General features: G+C 68.5%; 17 protein-coding genes and 5 pseudogenes. 13 read left to right on the top strand and 9 right to left on the bottom strand.

Annotated elements, in window-relative coordinates; all coding sequences use genetic code 11:
- Window positions 1-44 precede the first annotated feature (44 nt).
- Window positions 45-812, top strand: a complete 768-nt coding sequence (locus ACQPWZ_RS35880) for a hypothetical protein (protein ID WP_433573623.1) — start codon at window positions 45-47, stop codon at window positions 810-812.
- Between the two features lie 352 nt (window positions 813-1,164).
- Here ACQPWZ_RS35880 and ACQPWZ_RS35875 read toward each other — a convergent pair.
- Both ACQPWZ_RS35875 and ACQPWZ_RS35870 read right to left on the bottom strand, forming a co-directional pair.
- Window positions 1,165-1,795: pseudogene (locus tag ACQPWZ_RS35875) on the bottom strand (IS5 family transposase); the annotation flags it as partial.
- Between the two features lie 201 nt (window positions 1,796-1,996).
- Window positions 1,997-2,542, bottom strand: coding sequence for an SUKH-4 family immunity protein (locus ACQPWZ_RS35870; RefSeq protein WP_433573622.1), 546 nt, complete (start codon window positions 2,540-2,542; stop codon window positions 1,997-1,999).
- A 360-nt stretch (window positions 2,543-2,902) separates the two neighbouring features.
- On the opposite strand from ACQPWZ_RS35870, the gene ACQPWZ_RS35865 reads away from it, so the two are divergent.
- Together ACQPWZ_RS35865 and ACQPWZ_RS35860 are read left to right on the top strand one after the other, a co-directional pair.
- Window positions 2,903-3,244 (top strand): transposase, encoded by a 342-nt coding sequence (locus ACQPWZ_RS35865; RefSeq protein ID WP_433573621.1) that lies wholly within the window; start codon window positions 2,903-2,905, stop codon window positions 3,242-3,244.
- Window positions 3,245-3,329: 85 nt separating this feature from the next.
- On the top strand, window positions 3,330-3,890 hold the full coding sequence (locus ACQPWZ_RS35860; protein WP_433573620.1) for a dihydrofolate reductase family protein: 561 nt from the start codon (window positions 3,330-3,332) through the stop codon (window positions 3,888-3,890).
- 45 nt (window positions 3,891-3,935) lie between these two features.
- On the opposite strand, the gene ACQPWZ_RS35855 is transcribed toward ACQPWZ_RS35860, so the two are convergent.
- Together ACQPWZ_RS35855 and ACQPWZ_RS35850 are read right to left on the bottom strand one after the other, a co-directional pair.
- Window positions 3,936-4,844, bottom strand: a complete 909-nt coding sequence (locus tag ACQPWZ_RS35855; RefSeq protein WP_433573619.1) for a hypothetical protein — start codon at window positions 4,842-4,844, stop codon at window positions 3,936-3,938.
- 64 nt (window positions 4,845-4,908) lie between these two features.
- Window positions 4,909-5,334, bottom strand: coding sequence for a hypothetical protein (locus ACQPWZ_RS35850; protein WP_266389832.1), 426 nt, complete (start codon window positions 5,332-5,334; stop codon window positions 4,909-4,911).
- Window positions 5,335-5,914: 580 nt separating this feature from the next.
- Between ACQPWZ_RS35850 and ACQPWZ_RS35845 the strand changes: the two genes are divergently transcribed.
- The 9 genes and pseudogenes from ACQPWZ_RS35845 (at window position 5,915) to ACQPWZ_RS35805 (ending at window position 14,752) form a co-directional block, all read left to right on the top strand.
- The gene (locus ACQPWZ_RS35845) at window positions 5,915-10,003 is read left to right on the top strand and encodes a BTAD domain-containing putative transcriptional regulator (protein WP_433573618.1); all 4,089 of its coding nucleotides are present in this window, start codon (window positions 5,915-5,917) and stop codon (window positions 10,001-10,003) included.
- A gap of 534 nt (window positions 10,004-10,537) precedes the next feature.
- A pseudogene (locus ACQPWZ_RS35840) lies at window positions 10,538-10,798 on the top strand (M23 family metallopeptidase); the annotation flags it as partial.
- A gap of 141 nt (window positions 10,799-10,939) precedes the next feature.
- Window positions 10,940-11,407 (top strand): annotated as a pseudogene (locus ACQPWZ_RS35835) (peptidoglycan-binding domain-containing protein); the annotation flags it as partial.
- Window positions 11,408-11,668: 261 nt separating this feature from the next.
- Window positions 11,669-11,842 (top strand): annotated as a pseudogene (locus ACQPWZ_RS35830) (transposase family protein); the annotation flags it as partial.
- Window positions 11,843-11,968: 126 nt separating this feature from the next.
- A pseudogene (locus tag ACQPWZ_RS35825) lies at window positions 11,969-12,163 on the top strand (NF041680 family putative transposase); the annotation flags it as partial.
- Window positions 12,164-12,316: 153 nt separating this feature from the next.
- Window positions 12,317-13,579 (top strand): cation:proton antiporter, encoded by a 1,263-nt coding sequence (locus tag ACQPWZ_RS35820; RefSeq protein ID WP_433573617.1) that lies wholly within the window; start codon window positions 12,317-12,319, stop codon window positions 13,577-13,579.
- A gap of 6 nt (window positions 13,580-13,585) precedes the next feature.
- Window positions 13,586-13,774, top strand: coding sequence for a DUF6192 family protein (locus ACQPWZ_RS35815; protein WP_433573933.1), 189 nt, complete (start codon window positions 13,586-13,588; stop codon window positions 13,772-13,774).
- 11 nt (window positions 13,775-13,785) lie between these two features.
- Window positions 13,786-13,971: a hypothetical protein gene (locus ACQPWZ_RS35810; protein ID WP_433573616.1), complete on the top strand. Its 186-nt coding sequence runs from the start codon at window positions 13,786-13,788 to the stop codon at window positions 13,969-13,971.
- A 529-nt stretch (window positions 13,972-14,500) separates the two neighbouring features.
- Entirely contained in the window at window positions 14,501-14,752 is a 252-nt protein-coding gene (locus ACQPWZ_RS35805; protein WP_433573615.1) for a hypothetical protein, read from the top strand.
- 143 nt (window positions 14,753-14,895) lie between these two features.
- Here ACQPWZ_RS35805 and ACQPWZ_RS35800 read toward each other — a convergent pair whose 3' ends face one another.
- The 5 genes from ACQPWZ_RS35800 to ACQPWZ_RS35780 form a co-directional block, all read right to left on the bottom strand.
- A complete protein-coding gene (locus ACQPWZ_RS35800; RefSeq protein WP_433573614.1) occupies window positions 14,896-15,570 on the bottom strand; it encodes a DUF6766 family protein in 675 nt (224 codons plus the stop codon).
- A 137-nt stretch (window positions 15,571-15,707) separates the two neighbouring features.
- Window positions 15,708-16,160 carry a hypothetical protein gene (locus ACQPWZ_RS35795; RefSeq protein WP_433573613.1) on the bottom strand — a complete coding sequence of 151 codons (453 nt, stop codon included), beginning with the start codon at window positions 16,158-16,160 and terminating at the stop codon, window positions 15,708-15,710.
- Window positions 16,161-16,514: 354 nt separating this feature from the next.
- Window positions 16,515-16,940, bottom strand: coding sequence for an ANTAR domain-containing protein (locus ACQPWZ_RS35790; RefSeq protein ID WP_433573612.1), 426 nt, complete (start codon window positions 16,938-16,940; stop codon window positions 16,515-16,517).
- 204 nt (window positions 16,941-17,144) lie between these two features.
- A complete protein-coding gene (locus ACQPWZ_RS35785; protein ID WP_433573611.1) occupies window positions 17,145-18,032 on the bottom strand; it encodes a SigB/SigF/SigG family RNA polymerase sigma factor in 888 nt (295 codons plus the stop codon).
- 567 nt (window positions 18,033-18,599) lie between these two features.
- A complete protein-coding gene (locus ACQPWZ_RS35780; RefSeq protein ID WP_328863055.1) occupies window positions 18,600-18,830 on the bottom strand; it encodes a DUF5133 domain-containing protein in 231 nt (76 codons plus the stop codon).
- Window positions 18,831-19,043: 213 nt separating this feature from the next.
- Here ACQPWZ_RS35780 and ACQPWZ_RS35775 point away from each other — a divergent pair, with 213 nt between their 5' ends.
- A complete protein-coding gene (locus ACQPWZ_RS35775; protein ID WP_433573932.1) occupies window positions 19,044-19,256 on the top strand; it encodes a LexA family protein in 213 nt (70 codons plus the stop codon).
- The last annotated feature ends 17 nt before the right edge of the window (window positions 19,257-19,273 follow it).

The raw sequence follows: 19,273 nt of genomic DNA, 5'->3' as shown, positions 1-19,273 counted from the left end.
CACCCGAGCGCACACCCGTACCAGCAACAGTGAGGAGCAAGACCGTGGCGAACCCGACCGCCCGGGGCCGTGGCTCCACCTCCCCCGGCCGTCGCGCCATCTCAGCGGCAGCGCGTGCGGCCGCCAAGCGATCGGACCGCGTCCGGCCGAGCACAGGCAGTACCACCGTGGTCGACACCCCGCGCACCCCGGTTCCCCTGCGGCTCGAGGCCCCCGACGACGCGTCGCAGGCCCGGCGGGACGAGACCCAGCATGTGGGGCCGGTCGTACTGGCGGAGGAGGCCGCGGCGCTCCGTCCGGCGCGCCGCCGCCGGCCGGTGCGGCTCTGCGCCCTGCTGTCCGTCCTGGTGGCCCTCGGACTGACCGCGGTGGGCGTGCTGGGGTGGGAGTACGCCGAGGGGCGGCGTACCAACGCGGCCCGGACCGAGGCGGTCGCGGCGGCGCGGGAGGCTGCGCCGGTGGTGCTGTCGTACGACCACCGCAGGCTGGAGGCGGACTTCGCCGCGGCGCGCGCCCATCTGACCGGCGCCTTCACGGAGGAGTACGGCAGGACCACGAGCAAGGTCGTGGGGCCCACGGCGCAAAAGTACCGCGGGGTCGTCAAGGCGAGCGTGGTCGCGCCCCCGGACGGCGGCGCGCCCGCCGCCTCCGTGGTGTCCGTGTCCCCCGACCGGGCCGTGGTGCTGCTGTTCGTCAACCAGGTCACCACCAGTACGCAGGTCACCGGTTCACGGGTCGATCTGAACCGGGTCCGGATGACGATGACCCATACGTCCGGCGGCTGGAAGGTGAGTGCCGTCGACGCGCTCTGAGGACCACCCCGACGCGGGGCGCCCCCGACCTCCTGCACGCCTCCCGAGCAGGGACAGAAGAAGGCCCCACCCGCCTATCGACGGCCCGCTCGGGAAGGGCTTCGCGGGGGTCGTGTTCACGGTCGTGATCGCTGCGGCGATCGTCCTGATGCACATAGCCCCGCCCGGGACGGCCTCACCGTGGACTCGGCGCAGTGCAGTGCTGTCCAGACGGCACTGGCCTCTGCTCCCTGCTGCTGCGCTTCGAGCCGCCGGACAGCTGGTGCAGCAGCGCACCACGCCTCCGACATCGAGGTCCGCGGCGTCACCGTCCCAGTGAGGGTTTGGTTCTTGCTTGTCCGTTTCATGCGGTTTAACTGTCACGCCAGTTCGGGGTGGACTCATGGGTGAGGCGGCGGGTCATGAGGTTGATGGCGGCGAGTTGGATCATTGCGGTTGAGCGGTGGGGGTGGGTTTCGTAGTCGCGGGCCAGGCGGCGGCGGTGCATGAGCCAGCCGAGGGTGCGTTCGATGACCCAGCGGCGGGGCTGGCCTTGGAAGCCGCGGGTTGTGGGGTCGCGCTGGACTATCTGGAGGTCGATGCCGCGCTGGGCCACGGTTTTGGTCTTGTAGCCGTTGTCGGCCCAGGCTTTGATGACGGTGGGGTGGTGCTCGGCGACTTTGGTGAGGAGTTGGGTGCCGGCGGCGGAGTCGTGGAAGCCGGCGACGGCGACGGCGACGGCGAGCATCGAGTGTGTCAGTGACGATGTGTCGTTTGCAGCCGATGAACTTCTTGGCTGGGTCGATGCCTTGGCTGGTCAGGGGGACGGCGGCGGAGGTTTCGGTGCTCTGGCTGTCGATCAGGCAGGCGCTTGGCTCGCTGGTGCGGCCTTCGGCCTGGCGGACTTTGCGGCGTAGGAGCCCGGTGAGTTGGCCGAAGATGCCGTCGGCTTCCCAGCGGGCGAAGTAGCTGTAGACGGTCTGGTGGGGCGGGAGGTCGTGAGGACGCGACCATCCTTCCTCTATGTCGACCGCACCGGTATCCCTGGCGCTACTTGCGGCTACGAGGGATTTCTCTGGCCAGGGCTTTTCGACCGCTGGCTCTACTGACCTCGGCCGGCAGATCCAGGGCCCTCGGCTCCCTCCGCACTTTCGGGCCCAAAGACGAAAGGGCAGACATACTCGCCGCTCTGGGCAGCAGCTGCGCTATCGCCACATGTTGAGTCGGATCCGGTCGAAGAGGGTTTCCCACTCGCCCTCATCGTCTACGAAGGGTGTCGTGTCAACGGTGGCGATTTCCTGCGTCATGCGGTCTACGATGTGTGCGCGCTGCTCGTCGTCCGGTCCCAGCTTCAAGTATTCCGTCCGCCCCCTGTTCACGACGATGAGCGCGTTCACGAAGCTCGAAATGTCCTTGTGCATGGCCTGGTAGTCGCTCTCCCCTTCGGGAAAAGCGTAGATCTGCCCGTCCCGCGGGTTGAGCGCGACGGTGGCGTAGACGAAGTCGCCGAGTTTCTCCCATGTCTCCGCTTCTGGCGGCAGTTCGGATCCCGCGCGCTCTAAGGACGCCTTCAAGCTCGAGCCGAATTGCAGTCTGCGGGCACTGTCGTCCTCCAGGTCCATCCGGTGGCCGAAAAGCTTGCTCTCCGGGAGTCCGACAGATGCCAGGAAGGTGGCCGTCGATCCATGCAGGCGCCCAAACGCTACCTGCGGAAAGTGTGATAGAGGCGAGACCGAATTCCTCGACCACAACTTCTGGAGTGATGTAGGTAAGAACTTTAGACCTGCCTTTATAGGTAACCCTCAACTCTGGTGATGCTTTGTCAAGTCCCTCAGGCAGTCCCTGTGTTCTCGCACTCGGTTAGAATCTGTTGATGAACCGTGCGGGGCGACTGCGGTTCGAACGGCATCCCGAGGATGGGTGATCGCGTCGGTGGCGGCGCATAGAGACAGGGCACTTTGGTAGCTCGGTAGCTGTCGAAGGCAAACCGAGGTGCAGGAGGCCCTGTTGCCGTTGTTGTACGCGGAACCGGCGGTGGAGTCCAACTCCTTTGCGCGCTCGTTTGACTGTCTCGCGCACCGTTCGGCAATGCCGCCGACCATCCGGTGCGGGTGCGCCGGTATCCGTCGGATCTGACGGACGCCGAGTGGGCGGTGGTGCGCACGGCTCTGCCGGTGCCGGCCTGTCTGGAAGGCCGCGGTGGCCGCCCGGAAGGGTACTGCCACCGGGAGATGCTGGATGCGGTGTTCTATCTGGTCGACAACGGCATCAAGTGGCGGGCGATGCCCGCAGATTTCCCGGCGTGGGACCAGGTGTATGCCTTCTTCCGCCGTTGGCGCGACGGCGCGTTGGTCACCGAGCTGCACCACCGGCTGCGCGGCCGGGTCCGCGAACGGGCCGGGCGGAACCGCCGGAGCCGCGGCAGTCCCAGACGCAGCCCTTCGCAGCGATGACCGTGCCGTTCGCCGGGCATTGTCACAGGCGCGAGCTAGTGTGCTGCGGGACACACACGTAGCCCCGACCTGGGATAAGGCTCGCATGGCCAAGTTGATCTACATGTTCAATGTGTCTCTGGACGGCTACATCGCCGACGCGGACGGCAATTTCGACTGGGCGGTACCGGACGAGAAGTACTACTCCTTCATCAACGACGTGCTGCGGCCGGTCGGGACCTACCTGTACGGGCGCCAGCTGTACGACATGATGGCTGTCTGGGAGACCGACCCGTCCGTCGCGGGCCAGTCGCCCGGGGCGCGGGAGTTCGCGGAGATCTGGCAGGCGGCCGAGAAGGTCGTGTACTCCAGGACGCTGGAGTCGGCCTGCACCACCCGGACCCGGATCGAACGGGACTTCGACCTCGAGGCGGTTCGGCGGCTGAAGGCATCTTCCGAACGTGACCTCACCGTCGGCGGGGCCGCCCTCGGCGCCCACGCGATCGCCGCAGGGCTGGTGGACGAGTACCACCTCTTCGTCGGCCCCGCCGTGCTGGGCGGCGGCAAGCCCTTCCTCCCCGAAGGGGCCCGGCTCCGCTTCGAGCTCCTGGACGAACGCCGGCTCACCAGCGGCGTGGTCTACCTCCGCTACCACACCCAGCCGTGAGACCCGGTGCCGCCGGGCCGGGGCAGATCGGGTGCGCCGGGGTGCTCAGCCGGTCTGCCCCTGGAGGACCTGGCGGGTGATTCTCAGCTGCCTGTCCCGCAGCGCGGTGCGGTCCTTGAGCACGTCGGGGTGATCGTCGAGCCAGCGCTGCTGCATCACGGCGAGTCTGGCGTAGGCGGTGCGCAGGTATCCGGTGTCCTGCTTGCAGTGGACGTCCGCCTTGGTTGCGGGGTGGGTGCGGATGTCCGCGTCGGGCGGCAAGGCTCTGATCAGGTCGAGGGGGTCTTTGGCCTGGACGCGGTTGGTGAGCATGCACTGCCGCCAGCTCTCGTTCGCCTTGCGGAAGAGGGAGTCGTGCTTGAGCCACTTGAACGCTGTCTGCTCCCCTTCGTTGAGCTGCATCCGCAGTTCCGTCCACCGCACCCGGCCGTCGCCCAGCATGTGCTTCTCCGCCTCGGCCTGGCAGCCGCTCGCCGGCATGGTCACCTTGAGCAGCTTGCCCTTGACGGAGATCTCGTTTCCGGGTTTGCCGTAGAGGGCGCGGTTGAAGGCCTCTTCTTGCGGCTGCTCCGTTGGCGCTTGCGTCTGGCTGTCCGCCCCGATTTCTTCGAGGCTCTCGAGACCGAACGGAGTCGGGCGGGACACCGCCGCGTCACCCGCCTTCGCCACGGGAGCGGGCTTGAGGGTGAATCCGCGCTCGGCCATGCAGGCGACGAGGACCTGTTGCTGGGCGGTCGCGATCTGTTCGCCGCTCTGGGTCCAGGCGTAGAGCTGGGTGTAGATCGGCGGACGCAAGCCTTGTTCGGCCAGTGCGGCCGGGGACAGCGGACGATGGGGCCGGGGTTCGGGGTTTTGTGCCCTCGCGTCGGCCAACGCCCAGATCGTTGCGCCCACAGTGGCGGTCAGGACGCAGGCGGCGATGTGCCGGCGAGTGCCGTGGAAGCTCAGTGCCATGTGAATCCTGTCGAGGTCCGGAACGTGCGGGCCCGGATTGCGCCGGGCCCGCGGTTCACCGAGGTCAGAAGCAGTCGGTCGACGTCCGGCCCGGGAGCGTCAGCCGGCTGGCCCGGTCCCGGAGGCCGGAGGGCAGCGGATCGCCGCTCTGCGTGCCCGCCTGGTCGACGGTGGAGGCGGAGTTGACGTAGTGACCGGGGTTCAGGCAGAACAGGAAGCCCGTTCCGTTGGTGTTGTCCCAGTAGTGGCTCTCGTAGTTCCCGGTGCTTGAATTGCTGGCCGAGTAGACGTTGTTGTTGACCGGGCTGTTGTAACCGGTCCCGCTCACGTTGTATTCGTCGAAGGTGTCGTTGGAGAAGTCCGGATCGGAGTTGAAGAAGGACTGCCGTGCGGAGCTGATGTCGGTGTAGAAGACGCAGTGGTAGCCGGAGGCGCAGTTGGGGCCGGCTGCCGAGGGGGACGCGCCGACCAGTCCGAGCGTGGCGGTCATGGCAGCCACTCCTGCGACTGCCGCGAGCCTTGTACGCATGTGCTGTCCTGCCTTCCCAGTGGTCCGCTGATGGGTGTTCTGATCGCTTCCCGAGCTGAACCCGAGCTTCACGCTGTGTCCTTTCGCGTTCTCTACGACTCCGACGTCATCTCCACGGCGGGGGGTGCCTGTTGGACTGGTCGGCGTCGTTCTGGATGGGCGCACCCGTTCCTTCCTTGATCGGAGGGCCCAGGAGCCGGTGGGCCCGGTACGGGAAGCGATCGTTGTGAGACGCGGTATAGGACCCGTATAAGTCCTGATGGGGATGCGTGCGGCAGGTGATCGGGCGTGGCTTCGGCCGGCTGCGCATCGCGGATCTTTGGGGTATGCGGCCAGGGGGTGCCGGTGCGGGAGGCCGCACCAGGCGGCAGTCCGCTGATCCACGTCAGTGCGGCGTCATGCGTGGGTCGGGCGGGCCAGCGCGGGTCTGCGTCGGAGGGCTGGTGTACCTTCGGGCCGCCAGCGTTGATCCGTGCAGCCTTGGGGGGGCGGCCGAGTGGAGTTGGGGATTCTGGGGGATCTGGCGGTCCGTCGCGGGGGCTTGCCGGTCGACATCGGATCGCCCAAGGTGCGTCTGCTGCTCGCGGTCCTGCTGAGCAGGCCCGACCGGCCCGTGCCTTCGGAGCTCCTGATGACCGCACTGTGGGGCGAGCGACCGCCGCGCTCGGCGCGTAAGAATCTGCAGCTGTACGTCCATCTACTGCGCAAGGCCCTGGGCCCGGAGCGCATCGAACGGCAGGGCGACGGCTATCGCGTGGTGGCGGGTGATGCGCTGGACGCCACGCGGTTCGAACGGCTGGCTCTCCAGGCGGAGGAGGCCCTGCGACAGGGTGAGACAGCGGGCGCGCAGGAGTTGCACGGTGAGGCGCTGCGGTGCTGGAACGGGCCTGCGTTCGCGGAGTTCCTGGATACCGAAGCCGTCGCGACCCGGGCGGCCCGACTGGAGGAGCTGCGTCTTGCCGTGCATGAGCGGTGGGCCGATTGCGGTCTGGCCCTCGGCAGGCATGCCGAGGTGGTCGTGGAGCTGACGGAGCTGCTGCCCCGGCATCCCTTTCGGGAGTCGCTCCGCGGCCAGCTCATGACGGCCCTGTATCGCTCGGGCAGGCAGGCCGAGGCGTTCGAGCTCTACCGGCGGACCCATGCGCTGTACGGGACCGAACTGGGCGTCGAGCCCGGCCCGGGTCTGCAGCGCCTGCACCAGGCGATGCTCCGCGGCGATGAGGGCCTCATGCCCTCTCCGGTCCCCGTCGCGGCACTGGTGCCGGTCGGGGCCAACCCCTACCGGGGCCTGCCGGCGTTCACCTCCTCGGATCACGACCGGTTCTTCGGCCGCGACCGGCTGTGCGGGCTGCTGTGGGAGCGCGTGGAACGCTTCCCCGTGGTCGTCGTGTTCGGCGCGTCGGGATCGGGGAAGACCTCGCTGCTGGCGGCGGGCCTACTGGGCCGGATCCGGCGGGATACGACCGCTCGGTGGCGGCCGGTCATGATGACGCCGACCGACCAGCCGGTGAAACAGCTCGCGGCCGCGCTCGCCGAGCACGACCGGCCCGCCGGTCAGGTGCTGCTGGTGGTCGATCAGTTCGAGGAATTGTTCACCCTGTGCTCCGATCCCACGCTACGGGAGGAATTCGTCGCCGGGCTGTTAGCGGCGTCCCATGCCGGAACGAAGATCGTGCTCAGTGTCCGTGCGGACTTCTTCGTCCAGATGACCGGGCTGAGCGAGCTGGCGCCGGCGCTGATGAGCGAGGCGCAGCTGCTGGTCGGTCCGCCGTCGGCCGCGGAACTGCGAGAGCTGATCGTCCGGCCGGCGGATCTTGAGGGCTGCTCGGTCGACGCCGATCTGCTGGCCACCGTGGTGGCGGAGGCCTCCGGCGCTGCCGCCGCACTCCCGTTGGTGTCCCACGCGCTGCGGGAGACCTGGCGCAACCGGGCCGGCCGCACCCTGACTCTCGCGGCGTACCAGGCAGGGGGCGGGATGCACGGTGCGATCGCCCAGACCGCCGAGCACGTCTACGCCGAGCTCGAACCCGCCGAGCAGGACCTGGTGCGCCGGCTCATGCAGCGGGTGATCAGCCTGGACGAGGACGGGGTGCGGGACAGTCGGCGGCGGGTCCCGCAAACCGAACTCGACGGGATGGGCCCGGTCGCGGCGGTCGCGGATGTGGTCGACGAGCTGGTGGCGGCACGCCTGGTGGTCGTGGACGAGGATCGGGTGGAGATCGCCCATGAGGCGCTCATCGTGGCGTGGCCCAGGCTGCGGGCCTGGCTGAGCGAGGACCGCCGGCGCCTGGTCGTACGGCAGCGGCTCACCGCCGCGGCCCGAGTCTGGCAGCAGTCGGGGCGGGACGCCGGAGGGCTCTATCGGGGCTCCGGGCTGGCCGAGGCGCGCCCGCACCGCTCGGAGCTGAACCTTCTGGAGCGTGAGTTCCTCGACGCCAGCGAGGAACTGGCCGAGTCCGAACTCGCTGCGGCGCGGCGCCGGGTCCGCCGGCTGAGGGTCCTGGCGATGGTGCTGGCGGTGCTGCTGGCGGCGACCGTGACCGGGGGCGGTGCCGCCTGGCAGCAGCGGCAGGTGGCACAGCGCGAGCACCTGACCGTCCTGGCCCATCAGGCCGCGCTCACGTCGCGCTCGCTGGTCGCCACCGACCCGGACGTCGCCCGGTCCCTCGCCCTGGCCGCCTATCGGCTGCATCCCGACGCCGACACCCTGGGCGCGGTGATCAGTACGTCGGCGTCCGCGCAGCCCAGCGTCGTACTCAACACGAACGGGCCCGCGTCGTTCGGCCTGGCCCTGTCCCCTCACGGCTCGTTGGTGGCCGCGGCCACCAGCGACGGCACCGTGGAGCTGTGGGATCCGAACCGACGCAGGAGGCTGGCCTCCTTCACCGAGCATGTCGTCAAGCCGCTCCCCCAGGGGTTCTTCGCGCTGAGGGTGGCCTTCAACGCTGACGGTACCCGGCTGGCGTCCCTGGCCCGGTTCAACAATCCGAAGCAGCCGACCGGAGGCTCGGTCGTCGTGCGGGAGGTCCGGTCGAGGAAGGTGCTGTTCAAGCAGGTCGTGTCCGGCGACCTCAGCAACGGTCTGGCCTTCAGCGCCGACGGCACGGTCGTGGCCTACGGCACGGGCGAGGGCACACGGGTGTCCACGCTGGGCATTGGCAAGGCCGTGTTCCTGCCCACCGGAATGCCCGCGGCACTCAGCCTGGCCGGCGATCAGCGCTCGCTCGCCGTCACCCGTACCGATGGGACGGTGGCTGTCTGGGACATCGAAACCGGTCGCCGTCGCTTCGAGCTGAACACAGAAGGCGCCCAGGTGGCCCGGTTCGGCTCCACATCCGATGTCCTGGCCACGGCCTCCGAAGAACATGGCATCAGGTTCTGGCGGCTGACCGGCCGCTCGGCCCGCCAGTTCGCCGACCTCCCGGTGCAGACGGCCTTCCCCTGGATGATCTCCGCGCCGGTCGGTGATCGGATCGCGATCGCCGACGAAGAGGGCATGATCTCGATCTGGGACTACCGGCGCCGCGAGCAGATCGCCCGCCACGCCGACCGCTACCGCTCGGAGACCATGGCTCTGGACCTGGCACCGGATGCGAGCACGGTGGTCTCGGGCGGCCTGGGACGCACCATCGTGGTGCGCCGGACGGCCCTTCCCTTCAGCGGTCACGGCGGCGCCGTGAACGACGTGGACGTCAGCCCCGACGGCCGGCTCGTCGCCTCCGCCGGCGACGACAGGTCCGTACGGATCTGGAATGCCTCCGGTGCTGCCGAACGGCTGCTGGGCGGACACTCCGACCATGTCAAGGCAGTCGCGTTCAACCCGGACGCCACGGTGCTGGCGGCCGTGACGCGCGACCACACCCTGACTCTGTGGAACCCGTCGACCGGGCGGCGCTACACCACCATCGCCTTCACCGGCATAGGCACCGGCACGGACGTCGCCTTCAGCCCGGACGGCAGCACGGTCACCGTGATGTCCCTGGGAGGAACGCTCCGCTGGAGGGTCAGCGACCCGGCACACCCCCGTCCACTGCCGGCGCCGGCCGGCCCGCGCACCTCGACCGCCATGGCCTACCCCGCTCGGGGCGGCCTCCTCGTCGCGAGCACACCGGCCGGCGGCATCGCCGTGTGGAGCACCGCCGACGACCGACTGGTGAAGGCCTTCCCGGCCACGCAGGGGTCCACGCAGGACATCGCGGCCACTCCGGCGGGCGATCTGATCGCCACCGCCGGCTCGGACCACACGGTGCGCCTGTGGTCGACCCAGACATGGAAAAGCCGGGGCACCCTGACCGGCCACACCGCAGCGGTCGGCACGCTCGCCTTCAGCAGGGACGGACGCCTCCTCGCCTCGGCAGGTGAGGATCACACCATCGTCGTCTGGGATGTACGAACCCACCGGCGCATCGCCACCCTCACCGGCCACTCGGCAGACGTGCAGGGCTTGGCGTTCACCCCAGACGGAACCCTGCTGTCCGCGGGAGCCGACCAGCGCATCATCCACTGGCCGCTGACCGCGACCGAAGCCATCCGGCGCATCTGCCGAGCCACCGCCCCAACGCCGAACGCGGCGCAACTCGACCGCCACCTCCCCGGCCAGGACACCGGCGCGCTCTGCCCGCAGCCCTGACCCGGGCACGCCACCGGCGCGGCGTGCTCCCCTGTAAGCGGTCCGTGCCTGGCACCACCGCCCAGGGCGGCCGGGTGACCTTCGGAAATACCCGGGCTATACCGACGCAGGGCACGCTCAGCGCACCGGTCGCTCCCCCGCCGGCGAGCTCACGACGAGGGCCGTACATGGCTGCCCCCACCTCGGCCCTCATCGCGACCGCCATGAGGGCGACACACCGCGACCGAACGCGGCCGTCCCGCAGCGCCCAGCCACATCGGAAGGGCACCTGCCGTCCCATCGCCGCCCGCACACCCCGCCCCAGACACGCATGAACTTGGCGCCAAAGAAGGAGACACGTTGCTATCCCTCATCCGCACGCTCAGCCCAGGGCTGCTCGGCAGACTACTCGTGGCTGTTGCCGCCCTCGTCGTCCTGCCCTGGCAGGCCGCGGCGCCGGCCGCCGCGGCGGCCCCGCCCATCGCCTTCCAACTGCCCTTCACCTGCGGCCAGCAGTGGCGACTCGACAGCTGGGCACACGCACCCGCGCTCGACATGGTCCGCGAGCCCAACCAGGTCGGCACCGAAGGAGCACCGCTGCTGGCTCCGGCCTCCGGCACGGTCCGGCAGTCCTTCTACCACTCCAACGCCGGCAACGTGATCCAGATCAACCACGGGCAGCGCTACTTCACCACATACCTGCACCTGCAGAGCCGCGATGTCAGCGTCGGCCAGACGGTGCAGCGCGGCCAGCTGATCGGCCGGGTCGGCAGGACGGGGCCTACCTCGAACAACCACCCGCACCTGCACTTCGAGCTCGCCTACGACGCCGACAACAACGGATCCGCCACCTGGGGCAACGCCACCTCCGAACGGATCCGCCCCTGGTTCAACGGCGTCGAGTACGGCCAGGCCAACGGCCAGACCTGGCGGAACGTCACCAGCAACAACTGCGGCGGCACACCAGCGCCCACCTGCAGCGGCGTCAACCTCGACTTCACTGCGTACCCACTCATCCAGCAGGGATCCACCGGCAGTCTGGTCAAGGCGGCGCAATGCCGGCTGATCGCTGCCGGACACAATCCGGGAGAACCGGACGGCGACTTCGGGCCCAACACCGAAACGGCGACGAAGGCCTTCCAGTCCGCCCGGGACCTCACGGCCGACGGTGAGATCGGCCCCAGGACCTGGACGGCCCTGCTGTCGCACGGCTCGACACCGGCGCTGCAGAACGGGTCGACCGGCGCGGACGTCAGCCGACTGCAGCAAGCACTGACCGCGGCACTCGGCCGCACCGTCGGCATCGACGGTGACTTCGGCCCCAACACCGAACAAGCCGTGCGCGACTACCAGACCACCCGCAGCCTCGGCGTCGACGGCGACGTCGGCCCGCAGACCTGGGCAGCCTTGCAGGCCGGACGATAACCACCCTCGTGGGCGGGGAAGCACGGCAACTCCGCCCACGACCGGCGTCGGATCGGCCGCGAGGACATCCGGTGCTTGAGAGAATCGAGGCCAGCGTCGCGGTGGTCCTGGAGGGGATCTTGCACGAGGCCATGCCGCAGAACCAAAGCCGGGGCGATCGTGCGGGCGCCGCGTCGCGCGGGGACGGTGGTCGGGACCTGCCGCATATCGGAGTGCGGTGGCAGGACCGGGCGCATCTCGCATGCCGTCATTCCATTCGGTGTCTCCGGCATGAAGATGAGAACGACGATGAAGGCCACCGTCGTCGCCGACGGGCAACGCCGCACGTTGTGGACCGATGCCCTGTGGCCCGGACAGATGCACGACACCACGGCCGCCCGCGACGAAGGCATCGCCATCTGCTTCCAGCACTTCCTCGACGTCGAGGTACTCCTAGCTTGACGTTTAACGTCGCAGGTCACTCGACCTGCTGATCTGCGGTTCTTCCCGGGACAGCGGAGACGGCCGTTCTCCACCCTTCGAGATGTTGAGTCACGAAGTACAAGAGAACGGCCGCTGCGTATGAGGCTGTCTGCCGATTCGCCCGCAGGCGAGGCGTTGGACGTGTTGTCCCGCTTTCGGGTTGAGTTCTATGAATGCCTCTACGCCCGCCAGGACGCGCTCTTCGAACGCACGGACGCGGTGTTGTGCGCGGACGGGCCGGTGAAGACCCTGGTCGAGCTGTCGCTGGCGGTCGAGCACCGGCGCGGGCACGGCGCGCGATGATGTCTTCGATGCGGTACTCATCAAGACGCCGACGCTGCCGCGCGCTTGTGGGTTCACGTGCTGACCAACGGACTGCGGGCCCTCGTCTGCTGCGAGCCGAGCTGAACGAAGGCAGTGACGCACGGATCTGCCAGGATCTTGCAGATGACGTTCTCTGACGCCGTGTACGCCGCTTTGGGCGCAGGTGCTCTGGCTGCGGCCATGCTGCCGCGGCTGGTCTTCCGCCGTCCTTTGTCGATGCCAATGGTGTTCCTGGCCGTCGGCGTGGCCGTAGCCCTCCTGCCACTGCCGCTTCCCGTGGTGGATCCGGTGCAAGACCGTCTGTGGGTGGAGCACGCGACGGAAGTCTGCGTGATTGTTTCGCTCATGGGCGCCGGCCTGGCACTCAACCGTCCTTTCGGCCTGCGCCGGTGGGCGGGGCCGTGGCGTCTGCTGGGCCTGGCGATGCCGCTCACGATCGCCACGACCGGGCTGCTCGCCGTCGTCTTCCTGGACTGGCCCCCGGCTGCCGCGCTGCTGGTTGCGGCCGTGCTCGCTCCCACCGACCCGGTCCTCGCCGCGGAGGTACGTGTCGGGGAACCCGCTGATTCCGAGCGCGACGACGATGAAGTGCGCTTCACCCTGACCGCAGAGGCGGGGCTCAACGACGGCCTGGCGTTCCCCTTCGTCCTGGCCGCCATCGCCCTCGCCGCTGCATCCGGCGGGGCCTGGTCCGCCGGATGGATCGGCCCGTGGGTCCTGGGCGACCTGCTCGCCAAGACCGCTATCGGCATCGGCACCGGCCTGGTGACCGGCCGTCTGCTGGGATTGATGTTCTTTCGCGCCAAGCCTTCCGCCGTCCGGCTCTCCGAACACCTGGAAGGATTCGTGGCACTGGGAGCAACCTTCCTCTCCTACGGGATCGCCGAAATCGCGCACGGGTACGGCTTCTTGGCAGTGTTCGTCACCGCCTGCACCGTACGGGCCGTCGAACGAAACCACGGCTACCACAAAGTCCTGCACGAGTTCACCGAGCAGATCGAGCGGCTGCTCACCGCCTTCTTCCTCTTCCTGCTGGGCGCCTACCTCGCCAAGACAGGCTTCGACACCCTCACGTGGCCCGCCGCCCTCCTCGGCCTTCTCCTGGTGGTGGCCGTCCGTCCGGTCACCGCATGGGTGTCACAGATCGGCATGTCGACCGGGCCGCGGGAGAAGATCGTCACCTCGGCGTTCGGCATCCGCGGCATCGGTTCGCTGTTCTACCTCGCCTACGCCCTGGGACACAACGACTTCAGCGGCCTCGCCAAACAGATGTGGTCGCTCATCGCCTTCACCGTCCTCGTGTCGGTCATCCTGCACGGAATCACAGCGACGCCTGTCATCACCCACCTTGACCGGCTGCGCCGCACGTCGAGAAGGGCACCTTGAGGTGGTCTGGCTAACACCCCGACCGCCTCAGCGGCTTCCTTCACCGCAGCCTTGCGAGACCGGCAACTGTCGGACGACAAGTGGGTGATCGTCCACGAGAACGCCGCCCGGGTTTGGGCCAGGTTCGACTGGATCGAGACCGCCGTCGTCCCCGGCAAGGTCGACATGGACGAGAAGCTCGCCCGCCTGCTGTAAGGCGAGGAGCCGTGACCCGCGCGTCACAGCGGCGGGGAGACGCCGTCCGGCGGCCCGCGCACACCATCCGCTTGCAGTTCGGAGCGCGTCCGGCTGGCCTGGAGTTCCACCAACTCCCCCGGGCCGGCGACCTGTCACCCAGCCAGGTCCGCTCGCGGCTCGCCGCGCTGAAGGACGAGGCGGCCTCCAGGGGCTGACCGCCGCTGATCTGGACCAGGGCGAACGGCTACCTGCTCGGCGCCGAACGGGCCGCGCTGGAGGCATACGAACGGGCTGTGGTCTTACAAGAAGCTGACCGAGCTCCGCCGGTTCATCAGCGGGCACCGTCGCCCCGCAAGCCGCCGCCCACTCGAGAAGTGGGCATGGCACATCGTCGGCCAGATCCGCGACGACCTCGCCGGACGAATCCGTCGCGCGATAGGCAAAGGCCCTCGGGCGCTCGCGACCATCGTCGACTCTGAGTCCGTGAACGGGGTTGAGGCTGCGCAAGCACGGCTCGGCGTGCGCAGCCTCAACGACGACAAGCAGGGAGTGGATACGGGGGCACGCACGGAACGTGAGCTTGCTGTTGAACTGCCAGCCTCATCCCAGGCTACGTAGTCGGGCATTTGCACAGAGATAGAAGAGTTCGGGATCGCCTTCGTCCAGTCCGTGGAGCAGGCCGACCGGGCTCCAGCCCTGCGCTGCAGCAGGTGCTGCATGGGCTGGTTGGACACATTGGTCGAGGTGAACAGCTTCGAGGTAGTGGACGCGGCCTGGGTGGCCTTGAGGAGATGTGTGCCCACGCCTCGTCGGCGGGCGGTGGGCGCGCAGTCTGCCGACAGTGCTGTCATCGATCTGCTGCTGGCGCTGCAGAAAGAAGCGACGCTGGTCGTCGCAGCGCCCTCCCGGCCACTGCAGAATCTTCTCGCCACAGCCCCCAGTCCGGTGCTCTCTTCCCTGTCCCTCGGTGAAGCGCTGGACCTCGTCGGCACCTGACGGCAACCGGTCAGGACGTGCGCAAGTTCAGCCTCCGACCCGTGCGTGCTGGCTCGTCGGGCACTATCCCTGCTCCGCTAGGAGGGACAGCCTGCGGACGCAGACCGGCTCCCCTCTCATGGAGCATCTGCCACGGCCCCGCTTCAGCCTTCAATCCCCGTGGAGTGGTGCGGGGCACCGACCGGCTTGGACTCGGGCGATCCCCGCTGGCGGAGGTAGACCGACAGGATCGCCATCGATGCGACAGCGAGCAGCTCGGACTGCCAGTTCTGCAGGCTGCGGCTCCAGAAATCCGCGGAGACCAGGTACTCGCTCCAGGAGACCGGCGCCTGTAGCTGCCGCAGACGCTGCCCGTTGTAGGCCGCTGTGCCAGCGATGGACTGCGCCAGCCACGACAGCAGGAATATCGAGGCCATCACCAGACCGAGGGACCGTGAGTACAAGGTGCGTCGCCAGCCCTCGGCCGCCGCCCAGCGGGGTGACTGTTCGGTGGCGTGCTCCCCCACCCGCTGTTCCTGATCGGACTCGATTCCGGCCTTGTCCAGCTCCTTCGACTCCGGCGACCCGCGCTGGAGCAGGTACACGGTGCCGAAGATGTAGAGGAAGAACTGCAGATACTCCGACTGCCAGTTCTCCGTGACGTCGACGGCGAAGTCGGACGTCGTCAGGTACGGGACGAAGCCGATCTGCTGCAAGCCATCGACGGCGAGCTGCTGGTTGAACTCGGCGCGTCCGGCGATCGCTTGACCGGCGAGTGTCAGAACAAACGCGAGGCCGAAGGCGAGGCCCAGGCTGTTGTCACGTAGCCAGCGGCGCACGGCCTACCTCCCTCCCCGCGGGCGGGCAGTCTTTTTGCCGAACCGGATCATCGCTGCATCAGCCCCACCGCAATGAAATAGGCCAGGCCGCCATAGACCACAGCGAGACAGAGCACGAACATGACGCGCAACGCCACTCACCCGCCCTTGACCGCGCACTGATACGGCTGTCCGGGCTCGGGCCGACAGCCGGCCGCAACGACCTTCCACCCGCCGGTGAACCGCGACAGGAACAACGTGTCCCCCGCCGCGACCACCCGGGCCTCCTGGCCGTAGACATCCATCCCGTCGACAGCACCAGCCGGCGGCAACCCCAAACCGGCGGCTGCCTCGGCGCACGGCTGATGCTCCGAATCCTCCAGCTCACTGCGCGTACCCGGCGCCAATGCCGCACAGAGCGAGGCACCATCTTTCGCGGCCACCGCGGCGTCGAACCGCTCCACTGCAGATCTGATCGCCGCCTCGCGCTCATCGACCGCGCCGCACCCCGTCAGCACCCCGAATAGGGCAACGGCGCACACCCCGCCACACAGACGGACCCGGCTCGGCCGTCCGGCCTTCCTCGCTTCAGGCCGCGGTGAATCGATCATGCAATTCTGCTGCCCGCTGCACGTCGACATCAAGCCCTCTGCCCTCGGGCGTGAGGCGAACGCAGCAGCCCGCGGGGGCGAGACCTGATGGGGCCGGGAGCCGCGCGGTCAGTCCTCGCCCAGCACGATCGTGGTGCTCTCAGAGTCTGTATCTGGTTGCTCCGGTACGGCAGGGACGTCCTCGGCCAGGAGCGCCGGCTCGCAGGTGCGGACGGGGTCCCCACTCAGTTGCTGACTGGATATCAGGCCGCTGTCTGTAGTTGACCCGTTCACGGTCCAACGCCTTCTTCCGTCATCTCACCGGCACTCCGAAGTACCGGCCCCACCCCTTGCGGGTACCCCGCACGGCTCACCTCAGCCAGCGCAGAGCGGACCCGGACGCCCCTCCCGGGCTTCCCTCCCCCGGACGGCTTCCTCCAAGGCGATACGGAGCCCGAGATGCAGCTCACCGCTCTCGGCCCAAGCCGTGAGGAGTTGAGCAACCAGGTGCAGCTTGCTGTTGGTGCGCTGCGTGACTTCGCGCAGCACGTTCCATGCCTCGTCCGCAGGCAGACGGCCCAGGGCCATCACGATGCCCATCGCCTGATCGATCACCGCCCCACGGGAGGCGAGCGCCTGCCGCAACTGGTCCACTTCCTCCCGCAGCGCCGCCGCCTCAGCAGCATCAACGGGGGAATCGCCTGCAGGGGGCGGGTCCTCGAGCCAGATCTCGGTATTGGCTGCGGGCCGTGGGGTGGCAGCTGCATGCCGGTTAGATCGCACGGTCAGCGGGTTGCCCATCGCACCGTTCCTCTCATGCACTGGGGTCGCCAGCGTTGACGCTGACCAACCCCCGACTCGCAACGCGATTACCCCCGCCCACGCCACCCACCCGTACAGGCTGGCTGGCGAGTAACTCCGGGCTGGGCAAGAAGCCGTCCCAGTCCCCCGCCGGTGGTGGCGGATGTCGGGCCGCAGTGTCCTCCCCTGGGCCCGAAGTGGCCACTAGCCGGGGAGAAGGCCGGTGCGGAGCTTTGTCAGGGCGCGTGCCAGAAGGCGGGAGACGTGCATCTGGGAGATGCCGAGTTCCTCGCCGATGCGGACCTGGGTCAGGTCCTGCCAGAAGCGCATTTCGATGATCTTCCGCTCGCGGTCGTCCAGCTCGTGCAGCAGGGGCGCCAGGGTGTGCACGTTCTCGAACAGCTCCATCGCGGGGTCCGGTTCACCGGCGGTGTCCGCGTGACTGCGCCCTGTCTCCCGGGGGCCCTCGTCGTCTCCAGGGGCGGGCATGTCGAGAGGGTCGGCGATATAGGCGTTGGCGGCGACCAGGCCCTCCTCGACTTCCTGTTCGGAAAGATTGAGGTGGGCGGCGAGCTCCCTGATGTTCGGGTCGCGATCCAGCTCGTTGGACAGGTGCTCCTTCGCTTTGGCCAGCTCGGTCCGCAGCTCCTGCAGGCGCCGGGGGACGTGGACAGCCCAGGTGGAGTCGCGGAAGTAGCGCTTGATCTCGCCCTCGATGCAGGGAATCGCATAGGAGGAGAAGACGACTCCGCGGGTCAGGTCGAACCGGTCGATGGCCTTGATCAGACCGATCATGCCGACCTGGGTGATGTCCTCCCTCTCGCCGTCGCCGCGGTTGCGGAACCGGCGGACTACGAAATCCACCAGCGACAGGTTCATCTCGATAAGGGTGCTGCGGACGTACTGATACTCGCCGGTGCCCTCCTCGAGGGCCTGGAGACGGTCGAAGAAGACCATGGACAGATCGCGTGCGTCGAGCGGCGCGATCTTGCCCGCGTCCTCCACGCGCGGCAGCGCTCCTCCTGCTTCCGTCGCACGCGCAGAATCCGCCGGGTCAGCAGAAGGAGATCCGGTCAGCTGCAGGGCGGTCATCGCGGTTCACCTCGCCGTCGGTGGACTTATGCCTACCAGGGCCCCTGCCCGGCTCCCGGCGCCGCACACCGATCGAAGCCGCCGCGGTGGGGCTTTCCAGCATGCGACGGCCCATGGCGTGGCGCATCATCGAAGTGTCTTCGGCAAACTCTCCCGAGGCCGCCGGAGCCGTGGGGTAGCGCCCGGGATGCGGCCGGTCACCGTGTCCTGGGCCTCGCCACGTCGGAGGGCACCGGAGGTCTGCACCAGGCAACGGCCCCTGGAATTCGCCCACACGGCAGGTTAGCGATCAACGCCTCTCCCGCTGCGGAGGCACGGCTGGGGCTCGCTCGGCTGCATCCACCCGCCTGGCGCGTAACGCGCAGGAGGAAGCCCGCGTTAGAGAGCACGCCGGAGCGGCCCACCTACCCGGGTACGCCGCTCCGGCTCCACACACTGCGCTGGGAGTCGTGCCGCCCAGCTTTTGGCCGCACGCGCTGCGCTGCCGTCGGGACGGTGCCAGGGCGTATGTCCGCCTCCGGAGCCGATGAACGTATGTCTACTTCCGAAGCGGACGGCTGCCAGTGGTCAGCCAGCGGCCACCAGGGAATCGTCCTCGGGACGTGCCCCGGGCAGCCGGTGACGGGCGGCGATCAGAGCCGCATCCACATCCCGAGTGCCGGTAGAGACGCACAGGGTGTACGCGACGTCTTCCATCCGCTGCCGCACCGCGGGACTGCCCTTTTCGGCGTGCAGCGCACGCAACGTCTCGTACTGCTCCACCAGATCCTTCAACACCGCAGGGTGAGCAAGAAGCACGATCTGCCTCCATCCGCGCGAGCCGATACCGCGAAGCGAATACCCCCAACAGCATCGCCCATTCACCCGCCCGCCGCTTCTTGCGCGGAGGGCCGAGAGCCTGCCGCGGCCAGCAGTTTTCACTTCTCGTCGCAGGGGCCACTCGCCTCAATATTCGAACAGGTGTTGTAATTGATCCAGTGAGCCCCGCAGGCGGAGAGGAGAGGCATCGTGATGGATCACCTGAGCGCCCGGCAGGAGCGGATCCTCGGCTGCATCCGCGAGCGGATCGCCGAGACCGGCGAAGGACCGAGCATCCGCCAGATCGGGCAGCTTGTCGGCCTGTCGTCCACGTCGTCCGTGGCCTACCAGCTCGGAAGGCTCGAAGAGGGCGGGCTGATCAGCCGCAGCACCAGCAGCTGGCGCTCGGTACGCCTCGGCACCTGACCCAACTCAGAAGGCCA

Origin of the sequence: Streptomyces sp. CA-251247, assembly GCF_050952975.1 — a bacterium.
Lineage (GTDB): Bacteria > Actinomycetota > Actinomycetes > Streptomycetales > Streptomycetaceae > Streptomyces > Streptomyces achmelvichensis.
This window is presented reverse-complemented; position numbering and strand designations above follow the sequence as displayed.